This is a genomic window from Mycolicibacterium hippocampi, assembly GCF_010723735.1.
Taxonomy (GTDB): domain Bacteria; phylum Actinomycetota; class Actinomycetes; order Mycobacteriales; family Mycobacteriaceae; genus Mycobacterium; species Mycobacterium hippocampi.
This window is the reverse complement of record NZ_BLLB01000002.1, coordinates 2,729,090-2,742,944: the sequence shown is the minus strand read 5'-3', so window position 1 is coordinate 2,742,944 and position 13,855 is coordinate 2,729,090. Positions and strand designations below refer to the sequence as shown.

Annotated in this window: 14 protein-coding genes; 6 read left to right on the top strand and 8 right to left on the bottom strand. The window is 68.0% G+C overall.

Annotated elements, in window-relative coordinates; all coding sequences use genetic code 11:
• Nucleotides 1-4 precede the first annotated feature (4 nt).
• Nucleotides 5-745 carry an SDR family oxidoreductase gene (locus tag G6N53_RS14270; protein ID WP_163889325.1) on the bottom strand — a complete coding sequence of 247 codons (741 nt, stop codon included), beginning with the start codon at nucleotides 743-745 and terminating at the stop codon, nucleotides 5-7.
• 94 nt (nucleotides 746-839) lie between these two features.
• On the opposite strand from G6N53_RS14270, the gene G6N53_RS14265 reads away from it, so the two are divergent.
• Entirely contained in the window at nucleotides 840-1,472 is a 633-nt protein-coding gene (locus tag G6N53_RS14265) for a TetR/AcrR family transcriptional regulator (RefSeq protein ID WP_163889323.1), read from the top strand.
• Here G6N53_RS14265 and G6N53_RS14260 read toward each other — a convergent pair.
• Genes G6N53_RS14260 through gatC form a run of 3 tightly spaced genes read right to left on the bottom strand, consistent with a single transcriptional unit; the run spans nucleotide 1,442 to nucleotide 4,299 of the window.
• Complete coding sequence (locus tag G6N53_RS14260; protein WP_163889321.1) at nucleotides 1,442-2,473, bottom strand: ATP-dependent 6-phosphofructokinase; 1,032 nt, start codon at nucleotides 2,471-2,473, stop codon at nucleotides 1,442-1,444. The genes G6N53_RS14265 and G6N53_RS14260 overlap by 31 nt on opposite strands.
• A 45-nt stretch (nucleotides 2,474-2,518) precedes the next feature.
• Nucleotides 2,519-4,003 carry an Asp-tRNA(Asn)/Glu-tRNA(Gln) amidotransferase subunit GatA gene (gatA, locus tag G6N53_RS14255; protein WP_163889319.1) on the bottom strand — a complete coding sequence of 495 codons (1,485 nt, stop codon included), beginning with the start codon at nucleotides 4,001-4,003 and terminating at the stop codon, nucleotides 2,519-2,521.
• On the bottom strand, nucleotides 4,000-4,299 hold the full coding sequence (gene gatC, locus G6N53_RS14250) for an Asp-tRNA(Asn)/Glu-tRNA(Gln) amidotransferase subunit GatC (protein ID WP_163889317.1): 300 nt from the start codon (nucleotides 4,297-4,299) through the stop codon (nucleotides 4,000-4,002). Before gatC ends, gatA begins: the two co-directional genes overlap by 4 nt.
• Before the next feature lie 81 nt (nucleotides 4,300-4,380).
• Here gatC and G6N53_RS14245 point away from each other — a divergent pair, with 81 nt between their 5' ends.
• A complete protein-coding gene (locus tag G6N53_RS14245) occupies nucleotides 4,381-5,040 on the top strand; it encodes an ACT domain-containing protein (protein ID WP_163889315.1) in 660 nt (219 codons plus the stop codon).
• Between the two features lie 3 nt (nucleotides 5,041-5,043).
• Here the strand turns inward: G6N53_RS14245 and ligA are convergent, their stop codons facing one another.
• A complete protein-coding gene (gene ligA / locus G6N53_RS14240; protein ID WP_163889313.1) occupies nucleotides 5,044-7,167 on the bottom strand; it encodes an NAD-dependent DNA ligase LigA in 2,124 nt (707 codons plus the stop codon).
• Between the two features lie 66 nt (nucleotides 7,168-7,233).
• Here ligA and G6N53_RS14235 point away from each other — a divergent pair, with 66 nt between their 5' ends.
• The 3 genes from G6N53_RS14235 to G6N53_RS14225 all read left to right on the top strand — a co-directional run bounded on the left by G6N53_RS14235 (nucleotide 7,234) and on the right by G6N53_RS14225 (nucleotide 9,779).
• Nucleotides 7,234-7,635 carry an MmcQ/YjbR family DNA-binding protein gene (locus tag G6N53_RS14235; protein ID WP_163889311.1) on the top strand — a complete coding sequence of 134 codons (402 nt, stop codon included), beginning with the start codon at nucleotides 7,234-7,236 and terminating at the stop codon, nucleotides 7,633-7,635.
• 34 nt (nucleotides 7,636-7,669) lie between these two features.
• Complete coding sequence (locus tag G6N53_RS14230; protein WP_163889310.1) at nucleotides 7,670-9,277, top strand: 4-coumarate--CoA ligase family protein; 1,608 nt, start codon at nucleotides 7,670-7,672, stop codon at nucleotides 9,275-9,277.
• A 64-nt stretch (nucleotides 9,278-9,341) separates the two neighbouring features.
• Nucleotides 9,342-9,779: a VOC family protein gene (locus G6N53_RS14225; protein ID WP_163889308.1), complete on the top strand. Its 438-nt coding sequence runs from the start codon at nucleotides 9,342-9,344 to the stop codon at nucleotides 9,777-9,779.
• Nucleotides 9,780-9,899: 120 nt separating this feature from the next.
• On the opposite strand, the gene G6N53_RS14220 is transcribed toward G6N53_RS14225, so the two are convergent.
• A complete protein-coding gene (locus G6N53_RS14220; RefSeq protein ID WP_163889306.1) occupies nucleotides 9,900-10,910 on the bottom strand; it encodes a uroporphyrinogen decarboxylase/cobalamine-independent methonine synthase family protein in 1,011 nt (336 codons plus the stop codon).
• A 36-nt stretch (nucleotides 10,911-10,946) separates the two neighbouring features.
• Here G6N53_RS14220 and G6N53_RS14215 point away from each other — a divergent pair, with 36 nt between their 5' ends.
• Nucleotides 10,947-11,585, top strand: a complete 639-nt coding sequence (locus G6N53_RS14215; protein ID WP_163889304.1) for a sensor domain-containing protein — start codon at nucleotides 10,947-10,949, stop codon at nucleotides 11,583-11,585.
• Here the strand turns inward: G6N53_RS14215 and mnmA are convergent.
• Both mnmA and G6N53_RS14205 read right to left on the bottom strand, forming a co-directional pair.
• Nucleotides 11,582-12,655, bottom strand: coding sequence for a tRNA 2-thiouridine(34) synthase MnmA (mnmA, locus tag G6N53_RS14210; RefSeq protein ID WP_163889302.1), 1,074 nt, complete (start codon nucleotides 12,653-12,655; stop codon nucleotides 11,582-11,584). The genes G6N53_RS14215 and mnmA overlap by 4 nt on opposite strands.
• Nucleotides 12,652-13,845 carry a cysteine desulfurase family protein gene (locus tag G6N53_RS14205; RefSeq protein WP_163889301.1) on the bottom strand — a complete coding sequence of 398 codons (1,194 nt, stop codon included), beginning with the start codon at nucleotides 13,843-13,845 and terminating at the stop codon, nucleotides 12,652-12,654. Before G6N53_RS14205 ends, mnmA begins: the two co-directional genes overlap by 4 nt.
• Between the last annotated feature and the right edge of the window lie 10 nt (nucleotides 13,846-13,855).

The following is a 13,855-nucleotide window of genomic DNA, read 5'->3' as shown; positions in this document are numbered from 1 at the left end:
GGTGTCACGCATTGACGCCGCTGTCCGCGGTCAGGACGGCGCCGGTGACGACGCGCCCGGCGTCGCCGGCCAGGAAGGCGACGGCCGCGGCGATGTCCCCGGGTTCGGCGTAGCGCCCCAGCGCGCTGAGCGCGCGTTGATCGTCGGCGGTGGGGCCGTCGGCGGGATTCATGTCGGTGTCGGTGGAGCCCGGTTGAACCAGGTTCACGGTGATGCCCCGCGCGCCCAGGTCGCGGGCCAAGCCCTTGGTGAACCCGATCAACGCGGATTTGCTCATCGCGTACAACGTCACCCCGGCGAAGGGCACGCGCTCGGCGAGGTTGCTGCCGATGCTGATGATCCGCCCGCCGTCGGGCAGGTGCCGGACCGCAGCGCGGCTGGCGAGGTAGACCGCGCGGACGTTGACCGCCAGCGCACGGTCCACCTCCTCGAGCGAGATGTCCTCGATCGCCCCGAACGGGTAGATCCCCGCGTTGTTGACGAGGATGTCGAGGCCGCCGAGTTCGTCGACCGTGCGCTCGACGGCAGCGCCGATCCGGTCGGCGTCGGCACTGTCCGCCTGGATCGCGATCCCGCGCCGGCCCGCCGCCGTGAGCTGGTCCACCACCGCCCGGGCCTCGTGGTCGCTGCGGGCGAAGGTGATCGCCACGTCCGCACCCGCGGCCGCCAGGCGTAGGGCGATGGCGGCCCCGATCCCCCGGCTCCCGCCCGTCACCAACGCCACCTTGCCGAGCAGCTCGTCCATGTTCGTCCTCCTTTTTGTATCGATCACTAAATAATTGTGCCGGCGGCTAGGATTGTCAATACATTCCGTGTCGCTCGATACAGAAAGGGGCAGCATGGCCGTCCGCGGCAGACCCCGGGCCTTCGACCGCACCACCGCCCTGCACCGGGCCATGGAGGTGTTCTGGCAACGCGGATACGAGGGTGCGTCGATGAGCGACCTGACCTCGGCGATGGGGGTCAACTCGCCGAGCCTGTACGCAGCGTTCGGCAGCAAGGAACAGCTGTTCCGCGAGGCTGTCGCGTACTACGACGCGACGGAGGGCGCCGCGGTCGCCGCGGCGTTACGCGACCGGCCCACCGCACACGACTCGATCGCCGCGGTACTGCGGCATCAGGTCCAGGCATTCACCGAAGCCGGCCGGCCGCGTGGATGCATGATCGTGCTCGCAGCCACGACGGCCACCGACCGCACCCGGCAGGTACACGAACACCTCGCCGGGTGGCGCGTCGCCGGCGAAGACGATTTCCGCGACAGGATCGAGCGCGGCATCGCCGAGGGGGACGTCCCGGCCGGCGCGAACCCGGCGGCCTTGGCCGCGTTCTACAACGCGGTCAACCAGGGCATGGCGCTTCAGGCGCGCGACGGTGCGGACCGCGACAAACTGTCAGCGGTGGCCGAAGCGGCCATCGCGGCGTGGCCGACACTGGTAGCCGCTCAGCCGAAGAACTCGGCCGCGTCGTCGTAACGGCTCTGCGGCACCAGCTTGAGCTGACGGACGGCGTCGGCGAGCGGAACCCGTCCGATGTCCTGCCCGCGCAGCGAGACCATCATCCCGTACTCGCCGGCATGGGCGGCGTCGGCGGCGTTGACGCCGAAGCGGGTGGCCAGAACCCGGTCATAGGGTGTCGGCATGCCGCCGCGCTGCACGTGGCCGAGCACCGTCACGCGCACTTCCCTGTTGATCCGCTTCTCGACTTCGACGGCGAGTTGTTGTGCCACCCCGGTGAACCGTTCGTGGCCGAACTCGTCGGTTCCGCCCTTGAGCAACTGCATCGAGCCCTCGGCCGGTTTCGCGCCCTCGGCCACCACACAGATGAAATGTGAATCGCCGCGGATGAACCGCTGTTTGACCAGCCGGCACACCTCTTCGACGTCGAACGGCTGTTCGGGGATCAGCGTCATGTGCGCGCCGGAGGCCAGCCCGGAATTCAGCGCGATCCAGCCCGCGTGACGGCCCATCACCTCGACGAGCATCACACGCTGGTGTGACTCGGCGGTGCTGTGCAGACGGTCGATGGCATCGGTGGCGACGTGCAGCGCGGTGTCGTGGCCGAATGTCACGTCCGTGCAGTCGATGTCGTTGTCGATCGTCTTCGGCACACCCACCACGGGGACGTTCTCCTCCGACAGCCAGTGCGCGGCCGTCAGGGTGCCCTCCCCACCGATCGGGATCAGCACGTCGATCCCGTTGTCCTCCAACGTCTGCTTGATCTGATCCAGCCCCGCGCGAAGCTTGTCCGGGTTGGTGCGGGCGGTGCCGAGGATGGTCCCGCCCTTGGTCAGCAGCCGGTCGTTGCGGTCGTCGTTCTTCAGTTGGATGCGGCGATCCTCGAGCAGGCCGCGCCACCCGTCCAGGAACCCGACGACCGAAGAGCCGTAACGGACGTCGCACGTACGAACCACGGCCCTGATGACCGCGTTCAAACCGGGGCAGTCGCCTCCACCGGTCAACACTCCGATACGCATTCGCTAAGCCCTCCAGCTCCTCGGGGTCGGCACCATCCTCCCCCGTTACAGCGCAGTTGGCAGTGGACCGCGTGCCGCCTCGTAGGCCGCACCCACCCGGTAGAGCCGATCATCCGCCAGGGCCGGCGCCATGATCTGCAGTCCGACGGGCAGGTTGTCGTCCGCCGACAGACCTGACGGTACCGACATTCCGCAGTGACCGGCGAGGTTCAGCGGCAATGTGCACAGGTCGAACAGGTACATCGACAACGGATCGTCGACCTTCTCGCCCAGTGCGAACGCGGTCGTCGGCGTGGTGGGTGACACCAGCACGTCCACGTTGCGGTACGCCTCGTCGAGATCGCGCGCGATCAGCGTGCGCACCTTCTGGGCCTGGTTGTAGTACGCGTCGTAGTAACCGGCGGACAACGCGTACGCACCGATCATGATCCGGCGCTTGACCTCGGGACCGAAGCCGGCGGCGCGGGTCAGCGCCATCACCTCTTCGGCGCTGTGGGTGCCGTCGTCCCCGCTGCGCAGACCGAAACGCATCCCGTCGAACTTCGCGAGGTTCGACGACACCTCCGACGGCAGGATCAGGTAGTAGGAGGGCAACGAGTAGTTGATGTGCGGGCAGTCGACCTCGCTGACCTGCGCGCCGAGCGCGGTCAGCTGCTCGAGGGCGGCGTCGAAGGAGGCAGAGACCCCCGGCTGGTAGCCCTCACCGCTGCGCAGTTGTCTGATCACCCCGACCCGCACGCCGGTGAGGTCACCGGTCGCGCCCGCCCGGGCGGCGCCGACGACGTCGGGCACTGCTGCGTCCACCGACGTGGAATCGCACGGGTCATGGCCCGCGATGACCGCGTGCAGCAGCGCCGTGTCCAGCACCGTTCGTGCGCACGGACCACCTTGATCCAGCGATGAGGCGCAGGCGATCAGCCCGTACCGGGACACCGTGCCGTAGGTGGGCTTGACGCCGACCGTCGCGGTGAGAGCCGCCGGTTGCCGGATCGAGCCGCCGGTGTCGGATCCGATCGCCAGCGGTGCCTGGAAAGCGGCCAGCGCGGCGGCGCTGCCACCGCCCGACCCGCCGGGCACCCGGTCGACGTTCCACGGGTTGCGGGTGGGTCCGTACGCCGAGTTCTCGGTCGACGATCCCATCGCGAACTCGTCCATGTTGGTCTTGCCGAGTATCGGGATGCCCGCGGCGCGCAGCCGCGTGGTCACGGTGGCGTCGAACGGCGATGTCCAGCCCTCGAGGATCTTCGACCCGCACGTCGTGGGCATGTCGGTGGTGGTGAACACGTCCTTGAGTGCCAGCGGGACACCCGCCAGCGGGGACGGCAGCTGCTCACCGGCGGCGACCGCGGCGTCCACGGCGGCCGCGGTCTCGAGCGCCTGATCGGCCGCGATGTGCAGGAACGCGTGGTATTCACCGTCGGTGGCGGCGATCTGGTCCAGGCACGCCTGGGTCACCTCGGTGGAAGATACTTCCCCGGCGGCGATCTTGTTGCTCAGCGTCGCCGCATCGAGCCTGATCAACGTGCTCATTCGGCTTCTCCCAGAATCCGCGGGACCGCGAACCGTTCGTCGGCCGATTTCGGCGCCGCCGCCAGGACCTGTTCCTGTGTCAGCGACGGCCGGACCACGTCCGGACGAAAGACGTTGACGTCCTTGAGGGGATTGTCGGTGGCCTCCACCCCGGTGACGTCGACCGCCTGGATCTGACTGACGTGGCCGAGGATGGCGTCGAGCTGGCCGACGAAGCTGTCGAGTTCGTCATCGGTCAGGGCGAGCCGGGCAAGGCGTGCCAGGTGGGCAACTTCGTCTCGCGAGATCTGTGACACGACCGCCAAGCCTAGTTCAACGCGTTTCAAGCGATCGCGCCCGAGTCGCCTGCCAGCCACTCTCCGTGAAACAGTGTGCGCGTGCCTTCGTATCTGCTGCGGGTCCAGCTAGAGGACAGGCCCGGCAGCCTCGGCTCGCTGGCCGTCGCCCTCGGTTCGGTAGGCGCCGACATCCTGTCCCTCGACGTGGTCGAGCGGGCGGCCGGTTACGCGGTCGACGATCTGGTGGTCGACCTTCCCTCCGGCGCGATGGCCGACATGCTGATCACCGCCGCCGAGAAGCTCAAGGGTGTCTACGTCGACAGCATCCGGCCACACACCGGGCTGCTGGAAGCGCACCGCGAACTCGAGTTGATCGATCACGTCGCCGCGGCCGACGGTAGGCTCAAGAGGTTCCAGGTACTCGTCGACGAAGCCCCCAAAGTACTGCGTGTCGGTTGGTGCGCGGTCACCCAGCTGACCGATGAGGGTCCGCGGCGCCTGGTCGGCAGTTCCGGAGCCCCCGAAACCCAAGCCGCCGAGACGCCCTGGCTTCCGATCGATCAGGCCGAAGCCCTCGACGCCACCGCCGACTGGGTGCCCCAGGTGTGGCGGGACATGGACACCACACTGGCCGCCGCGCCGCTGGGCGATGCCCGCACCGCTGTTGTCCTCGGCCGTCCGGGCGGGCCGGTCTTCCGGCCGAGCGAGGTCGCGCGCCTGGGCTACCTGGCCGGGATCATCGCGACGATCCTGCGCTGAGCCCTACCGCTCCAACGCTTCCGGCCCGCCCTCGAGCAGGCGCCGGAATCCGTCCTCGTCGAGCACCGGCACCCCGAGCTCGATTGCCTTGTCGTACTTGGATCCTGGCGCATCACCTGCCACCACATACGCTGTCTTCTTAGACACCGAACCGGCCGCCTTGCCGCCCCTGGCGACGATGGCTTCCTTGGCGTCGTCACGGGAGAAGCCGGGCAGCGACCCGGTCACCACTATCGACAACCCCTCCAGCGTGCGTTCGATGCTGGTGTCACGCTCGTCGGCCATCCGCACGCCGGCCTCGCGCCACTTGTCGACGATGGCGCGGTGCCAGTCGACGGTGAACCAGTCGATGATTGCGGCGGCGATGGTCGGCCCGACCCCCTCGGTGGCTGCCAGTTGTTCTTCCGATGCCGCGGTGACCGCGTCGAGGCTGCCGAACTCTGTCGCCAGTGCCCGCGCAGCGGTCGGCCCGACGTGCCGGATCGACAGCGCGACCAGAACCCGCCACAGCGGTTGGGACTTCGCCTTGCCCAGATTGGCCAGCAGCCGCTTCCCATTGGCCGACACCTCTCCGGCCTTGGTGGTGAACAGGTCGGTCTGCAGCAGATCCTCGGCGGTGAGGTCGAACAGATCGCCTTCGTCGATGATGACTCCGGCCTGCAGCAGCGCTGTCGCGGCCTCATAACCGAGGCCCTCGATGTCGAAGGCGCCGCGACCGGACACATGAAACACCCTCTCCCGCAACTGCGCCGGGCAAGTGCGTGAATTGGGGCAGCGGATGTCCGCATCACCCTCCTTGGCGGGCGCCAATTCGGTCCCGCACTCCGGGCAGTGGGTGGGCATCACGAACTCCCGCTCGGTGCCGTCACGCAGGTCGACGACCGGCCCCAGCACCTCGGGGATGACGTCGCCGGCCTTCCGGATCACCACGGTGTCACCGATCAGCACACCCTTGCGTCTGACCTCCGAGGCGTTGTGCAGCGTCGCCAGTCCGACCGTCGACCCTGCGACCGTCACCGGTTCCATGTACGCGAACGGCGTCACCCGTCCGGTGCGTCCCACGTTGACGCGGATGTCGAGGAGTTTTGTGGTGGCTTCCTCGGGCGGGTACTTGTACGCCACCGCCCAGCGCGGGGCGCGTGACGTCGAACCGAGGCGGCGCTGCAGCGCGACATCGTCGACTTTCACGACAACCCCGTCGATTTCGTGGTCGACGTCGTGTCGGTGCTCTCCCCAGTAGGCGATCCGTTCGGTGACCGCGTCGAGTCCTTGGACCTGGGCGGTGTGATCGGACACCGGTAACCCCCACGCAGCGAGCGCCCGGTAGGCGTCGTGCAGCGATGTGAAGGGAAAGCCCGCGGGGCCTTCGATGTGGCCCAGCCCGTGGCAGATCATCCGCAGCCGGCGCCGCGCGGTGACCGCGGGGTTCTTCTGCCGCAGCGAACCGGCCGCACTGTTGCGCGGGTTGGCGAAAGGCGGCTTGCCCTCGGCGACCAGACCCGCGTTCAGGTCTTCGAAATCGACGATCCGGAAGAACACCTCACCACGCACCTCCAGCACCGCCGGAACCGGGAATTCTTCTGTCCCGGTGAGCTTTTCCGGAATGTCGTCGATGGTGCGCGCGTTGAGGGTGACGTCCTCGCCGGTGCGCCCGTCGCCGCGGGTCGCCGCGCGGACGAGCTGTCCGTCGCGGTAGACGAGCGCCAGCGCGACCCCGTCGATCTTCAATTCGCACAAATAGTGCACGCCGTGACCGATCTCCCCTTTGATCCGCTCGGCCCACGCGGCGAGCTCGTCGGGAGTGAACACGTTGTCCAGGCTCAGCATCCGCTCGAGGTGATCGGCCGAAGTGAAATCGGTGGAGAACCCCGCTCCGCCGACAAGCTGGGTGGGCGAGTCGGGTGTGCGCAACTCGGGGTGGGACTCTTCGAGCGCCTGGAGTTCGCGCAGCAGCGTGTCGAACTCGGCGTCCGAGATCACCGGCGCGTCGCGTACGTAGTAGCGGAACTGGTGGCCCCGCACCTCGTCGGCGAGCTCCTGCCACCGGCGCCGCACGTCGGCGGCGGGAGCATCGTCAGCCTGCTCTGCCAGCGCCGCCTCAGGATCGGGGATCGCCTTGGGACTCACCCCCGCAGGTTATCTGAGCCCTCAGACACCCGGCGCCGTCGGCGGCGGTGTGGATACCCTGGCGTCATGCCACATCCGATCATGTTCCGCGAAGACGACATGGGGTTGGCCGAAGTGCGCGAGATCGCCCTCGGGTTCCCGGCGGCGTTCGAGAAGATCTCCTGGGGTCGGCCGGTGTTCTGCGCGCCCAAGATGTTCCTGATGTACGGCGGAAGCGTCAAAGGAGACAAGAAGGGCGAGTACCTGGCGCACCCACACTCGATCCTGGTCAAGGTCGACGACAGCGACCGCAAGGCGCTCGAGCAGGACAGCCGCTTCTTCTACCCCGCGTACATGGGGCCGTTCGGCTGGCTGGGGATGGACTTCACAGTCCGCGCTGTGGACTGGGACGAGGTCACCGAGCTGGTCGACTCGTCGTTTCGGTTGGTCGCTCCGAAGAAATCGGTGAAACAGCTCGACGAACGCTGACCCGGCCGGGGCCGGGCATGGTTCGATCGGGACCATGAGCTTCGCGAGCCCCTTCCCCGAAGTCGACATCCCGACAGCCAGCGTCTACGACTACCTGTTCGACCAGCTGGACACCGCCGATGCCGACCGTGTCGCGCTGATCGACACGAAGTCCGGTAGGAAAACCACCTACGGCGAGATGGTCGCCCTGATCGATTCGTTCGCCGGTGCGCTGGCCGGACGCGGCCTCGGCGTCGGCGACGTGGTCGGACTGCTCGCCCCGAACAGCTCGGCGTTCGCCGTCGCCTTCCATGCCATCCTCCGCGCCGGTGCGACGGCCACGACGATCAACGCGCTGTTCACCGCCAAGGACATCACCAAGCAGCTGACCGACTCCGATGCCAAGATGCTCATCACCGTGACCCCGATGCTGGCGCAGGCCAAGGAAGGCGCGGCGGCGGCCGGCATCCCCGACGAGAACCTGGTGGTGCTCGACGGTGCGGGCCGCGACGCCGACGGTCATCCCAACGCCACGGACCTGCTTGCCGGCGGAAACCGCGCCCCGGAGGTGAACTTCGCGCCCTCGGCGCACCTCGCGGTGCTTCCCTACAGCTCAGGGACCACCGGGAACCCCAAGGGCGTGATGCTGACGCACCGCAACCTCGTCGCCAACGTCGCACAGATCCGCCCACTGCACGGAATGGTCTCCGACGACGTCATCCTGGCCGTGCTGCCGTTCTTCCACATCTACGGGATGACCGTCCTGCTCAACGCAGCCCTGCACGCCCGTGCGCGACTGGTCATCATGCCGGGCTTCGACCTCGGCGAGTTCCTGGGCAACATCGCCGAGCACAAGTGCACCATCGCCTTCATCGCGCCTCCGGTCGCGGTGGCGCTGGCCAAGCACCCGCTGGTGGACTCATATGACCTGTCGTCGCTCAACGTCGTGATGTCCGGTGCGGCACCGCTGGACGCCGACCTCGGCCGGGCCGTCGCCGAGCGACTGGGCTGCAAAGTGGTGCAGGGCTATGGGATGAGCGAGCTGAGTCCGGTCAGCCACATAACCCCGTTCGACGGTGGCCGGCACAACCTGCGGGCGGAGGCGCCGCTCAGCTCGGTCGGCTGGACGGTGTCGAACGCCGCATCCAAGATCGTCGACCCGGAGACCGGTGACGAGATCCGGCCCCCGGCAGAAGGTTTGAGCAGAACCGGCGAGTTGTGGTTCAAGGGGCCGAACGTGATGGCCGGCTACCTCAACAACGACGAGGCCACCAAATCCACCATCGACGACGACGGCTGGCTGCACACCGGCGACCTCGCGCAGGTGGACGCCCACGGCTGCGTGTACATCGTGGACCGGCTCAAGGAACTGATCAAGTACAAGGGGTATCAGGTGCCGCCCGCCGAACTGGAGGCCGTGCTGCTGGCGCACCCGCAGATCGCCGACGCTGCGGTGGTCGGCGTGCCCGATGACGAGGGTGAGGAAGTGCCCAAGGCGTTTGTGGTCAAGCGTGAAGACGCCGAGTTGACCGAGGCCGACGTGATGGAGTACGTCGCCGGCCAGGTGGCCCCGTACAAGAAGGTCCGCCAGGTCGCGTTCATCGACGCGGTCCCGAAGTCGGCGTCGGGCAAAATCCTTCGCAAGGACCTGCGGATGAACTAGGGCGCGCACGGCCCGCGACCGCCGAGCCCGACGATCAGAAGTGCCCGCTCGGTAGCACGCCCGCATGGCCATCAAGTTCGAGAACGTCGGCATCGCCGTTCGCGACCTCGAGGCGACGATTGACTTTTTCACCGACCTCGGTCTGACGGTCGTCGGCCGTGACACGGTCAAGGGCGAATGGACCGACACCGCCGTCGGCCTCGATGGCAATCATGCCAACATTGCGATTCTCCAGACGCCCGAGGGTCACGGCCGCCTCGAACTCTTCGAATACCTCCACCCCGAAGCCATCGAGTCGGAGCCCACCACTCCCAACGAGATCGGCATGCACCGCGTCGCGTTCTCTGTCGACGACATCGACAAAGCCCTCGAGATAGCCGCCAGGCACGGCTGCCATCCGCTTCGCGGCGTAGCGACATATGAGGACGTTTACAAACTCACGTACGTCCGCGGTCCGAGCGGCATCATCGTGATGCTCGCCGAGGAGCTGAATAGGAATTGACGGCCGCAGCTCGACGGCCTTGGCGCTTCGACGCCGAGATCCGAGTTCTGCAGCAGTCGGGTCGCACTTTCGCGACAAAACTCGGAACTCGACATGTCGGACGCCGCCTGACACCGCCGGTCAGACGGCCTCCGGGTCTTCCGCCAACGCATCCGCGGCTTGTTGGGCTAGCTCGATGGATCTGCGGGCCCATGCCGGCTTCGCGGTGGCCAGTCCGCAGGCCGGCGTGACGCCGATGCGGTCGCGCAGCACGGCCCGTGCGAACCCCAGCCGATCGGTCACCTCCGCGACGGTCGTGGCGACCTGCCGAGCAGAAAGCTCCGGTCCGGAAAACACCGTCGGCACGGCTCCGAGCAGAACCGTACGACCGGATTCGACGAACTCGCCGACGCCGTCCAGATCCGCCGCGGTCAGGGCCTGCACGTCCACCGATACCGCGGCGATAGTGCTGCGCTGCAACAACTTCCACGGCAGGCCGGCGGCGCAGCAGTGCACTGCGACCTCCCCGCCCACGACTGCGACACATTCGTCGAGCAACTGGATCACCACCGACTCGTCCACCGGATGCACCGGCGAAAAGCTCGTCACACCCGTCAACCGACCCGCGAGGGCGGCCGGCAGCGACGGCTCGTCGAACTGTACGACCACTGCTGCCTCCAACCGTCGCGCCAGCTGCGCCCGCAGACCGGCCACACCTTCGGCCAGTGATCTGGTCAGATCGCGGACCGCACCGTTGTCGGTGATGGCCCGGTGTCCGCCGGGCAGCTCCAGGTGCGCGGCCAGGGTGACCGGACCCGGAGCCTGCACCTTGACCACACGGTCGCCGCCACGCAATCCGGCGGTCTCCCACGCTTCCTCGAGCGCGTCGATGTCCTCATCGAGGAGGCTCACCGCCCGGCGGGTCACCGATCTGCGACCAGTCGCGATTCGGTACCCCCGGGGCACGGTGTCGATGGCGATGTCCACCAACAGCGCACCGGCGCGGCCGATCAGATCTGCTCCCACGCCACGCTCGGGCAGCTCGACGAGGTGCGGTAGGCGGTGCAACTCACCCACGACGATCTCGGCGGCTTGCCGGGCCGACGAGCCCGGCCACGATCCGACACCGGTCGCACTGGCAAAAACACTCACTCGAACGACACTATGCGACGGTCTACTCTCGTGCGTATGACGGCCCGGCTGCGCGCGTCTGCCCTGTGCGTCGTCTTGCTGCTCGTCGCCGGGTGCGCGCACACTGTGGACGGAACCGCGGTCCGGTCGGTACCCGGCATCGACGAGGACTCGCGTTCGCCGGTTGATGTCGACGTCGTGCTACTCAAACGTGCACAAATGCAGGCCGTCACCGGGGCCGGCGATGACCTCACCGCCATCCCCGGAATGGACAGCAAGATGCCCGTGGACATCGATGCCATGTTCGAATCCGTTCCGCCACAATGTCAATGGGTCTTCGCCGAGTCGCAGATCTTCGGAACCGAGGTCGAGGAGTTCCGCAAGTCGACGTTCCAGAACCCGCCGAGGGGCGGGCTGATCTCGCAAGCGGCGGCGGGCTACCGCGACATCGCGGCCGCGCAACGCGCCTTTGACGGCCTCGTCGAACTAATCGGCGGATGTGATGCGACCGATTCGGGTCCGGCCATCGTCGGCGCTGTGACGACCACCGAGGACTCAGTCGCCACCCGCCCAGGCAACTGCGGACGCGATTACCGGGTCAAGTCGGTCGTCCTGGTGGAGGTCACGTTCTGCGCGTTCCCGGACTCGGTCCCCGACATCGTCATGTCGAACATCCTCGCCAACGTGCCCGGCTAGTGCGCGTCGCGAATCGTCGCGCTGCCCAGAACCTCGTCGCCATCGGGATCGGGGCGGTAGAGCACCACGGTCTGGCCGGGCGCGACACCTCGCAGCGGCGACCGCAGATCGACCACCAACTCCTCGCCGCGTAACTCGGCGACCGCGTCGACGATGCCGCCGTGAGCGCGCACCTGCACCACGCATTCCACCGGGCCGTCGGGCGTGACGCCCGAGGTGAACACCGGCGCCTCCCCGGCCAGGGTGGTCACCTCCAGGTCGGCGAGGTCACCGACGCGCACGGTGCCGGTGTCGGCGTCGATACCGGTGACGTACCGGGGGCGGCCGTCCGGACCGGGGCCGGCGATGCCCAACCCCTTCCGCTGGCCGATGGTGAAACCGTGCACTCCATCGTGCTCGGCCAGCACGGTGCCCGCGCCGTCGACCACCTGGCCGCGCCGCACACCGATGCGGGCGCCGAGGAACGCTCGGGTGTCCCCCGACGGGATGAAGCAGATGTCGTGACTGTCGGCTTTGTCCGCGACCGACAAGCCGCGGCGGGCGGCCTCCTCGCGGATCTGCGCTTTCGGAGTGTCGCCGATCGGGAACACGGCATGACGCAGCTGTTCGGCGCTGAGCACCGCCAACACATAGGACTGATCTTTGTCGTGGTCAACGGCCCGGCGCAGCCGCCCGGCAGACAACTGCGCGTAGTGACCGGTGGCCAGCGCGTCAAAGCCCAGGGCCAGTGCCCGGGATGCCAACGCGGAGAACTTGATTCGCTCGTTACAACGCACACATGGGTTGGGCGTCTCGCCCCGGGCGTAGGACTCCACGAAGTCGTCGATCACGTCCTCTTTGAACCGGTCGGCGAAATCCCAGATGTAGAACGGGATGTCGAGCACGTCGGCAACGCGGCGGGCATCACCCGCGTCCTCCTTCGAACAGCACCCACGTGAGCCGGTACGCAACGTCCCGGGCGCCTTCGACAGCGCCAGGTGCACACCGACGACGTCGTGGCCGGCGTCGACCATCCGGGCTGCGGCGACCGAGGAATCCACACCGCCGCTCATCGCAACGAGCACCCTCATCGGGGCCCCGAACTGGCCAGCGCGGCTTGCCGGGCTCGTTCCACCGCCGCGGGCAGGACCTCCAGCACAGCATCGACATCGGAGTCGGTGCTGGTGTGCCCCAGCGACAGCCGCAGCGATCCGCGCGCGCTGGCCGGGTCGGCACCCATCGCGGTCAGCACATGGGACGGCTGCGCCACCCCGGCGGTACACGCCGAACCGGTGGAACATTCGATTCCCTTGGCGTCCAACAACATCAACAAAGAATCACCTTCACACCCACGGAAGGTGAAGTGGGCGTTGCCGGGCAGCCGGGCGGTGCCCGGCGCGCCGTTGACGTAGACGTCGCCGATCGTCCCCAGCACCCCGTCGATCAGCCGGTCGCGCAGTGCCCGCAGCCGCGACGCGGTCGACTCCATGCCCTCGACGGCTGCCCGGGCAGCAGCGGCCATCCCCACCACGCCGGCGACATCCTGGGTGCCGGAACGTACGTCGCGCTCCTGTCCGCCGCCGTGCAACTGCGGCACACAGGCAGTGTCCCGACGCAGCAGCAGTGCGCCCACGCCGGTGGGTCCGCCGAACTTGTGTGCGGCCACGCTCATCGCCGACAACCCGCTGGCGGCGAAGTCGACGGGGATCTGACCGACGGCCTGGATCGCGTCGCTGTGCATCGGGATGTCGAACTCGGACGCGACAGCGGCCAACTCGGCGATCGGCATGACGGTGCCGACCTCGTTGTTGGCCCACATCACGGAGATCAGGGCGACATCGGCAGGGTCACCGATCGCGGCGCGCAGTGCTGCCGGGCTGACCGCGCCGACCGCGTCGACCGGTAGCCACGTCACCTCGGCACCCTCGTGCTCGACCAGCCACTGCACAGCGTCGAGGACCGCGTGGTGTTCGACGGGTGTGGTGATGATCCGCCGGCGCTGCGGCGACGCGTCACGGCGCGCCCAGAAGATGCCCTTGACCGCCAGGTTGTCGCTCTCGGTCCCGCCTGCGGTGAAGATCACCTCCGACGGGCGTGCTCCCAGCAGCTTGGCCGTCGTCTCCCGCGATTCCTCCAGCCGGCGCCTCGCCAGCCGGCCGGAGCCGTGCAGCGAGGAGGCGTTGCCGACGGTCGCCAGCACAGCGGCCATCGCCTCGATCGCGGCGGGACGCATCGGGGTGGTGGCGGCGTGGTCGAGATAGACCGGCGTGCACGCAGACATGACCGTTCCA

Coding starts and splice junctions, on each gene's coding strand:
- gatA (WP_163889319.1), bottom strand. CDS start 4,003: ATGAGCACGTTGATCAGGCTCGATGCGGCGACGCTGAGCAACAAGATC.
- G6N53_RS14230 (WP_163889310.1), top strand. CDS start 7,670: ATGAGCTTCGCGAGCCCCTTCCCCGAAGTCGACATCCCGACAGCCAGC.
- G6N53_RS14215 (WP_163889304.1), top strand. CDS start 10,947: ATGACGGCCCGGCTGCGCGCGTCTGCCCTGTGCGTCGTCTTGCTGCTC.
- G6N53_RS14205 (WP_163889301.1), bottom strand. CDS start 13,845: ATGTCTGCGTGCACGCCGGTCTATCTCGACCACGCCGCCACCACCCCG.
- mnmA (WP_163889302.1), bottom strand. CDS start 12,655: ATGAGGGTGCTCGTTGCGATGAGCGGCGGTGTGGATTCCTCGGTCGCC.
- G6N53_RS14270 (WP_163889325.1), bottom strand. CDS start 745: ATGGACGAGCTGCTCGGCAAGGTGGCGTTGGTGACGGGCGGGAGCCGG.
- G6N53_RS14260 (WP_163889321.1), bottom strand. CDS start 2,473: ATGCGTATCGGAGTGTTGACCGGTGGAGGCGACTGCCCCGGTTTGAAC.
- G6N53_RS14235 (WP_163889311.1), top strand. CDS start 7,234: ATGCCACATCCGATCATGTTCCGCGAAGACGACATGGGGTTGGCCGAA.
- G6N53_RS14225 (WP_163889308.1), top strand. CDS start 9,342: ATGGCCATCAAGTTCGAGAACGTCGGCATCGCCGTTCGCGACCTCGAG.
- G6N53_RS14265 (WP_163889323.1), top strand. CDS start 840: ATGGCCGTCCGCGGCAGACCCCGGGCCTTCGACCGCACCACCGCCCTG.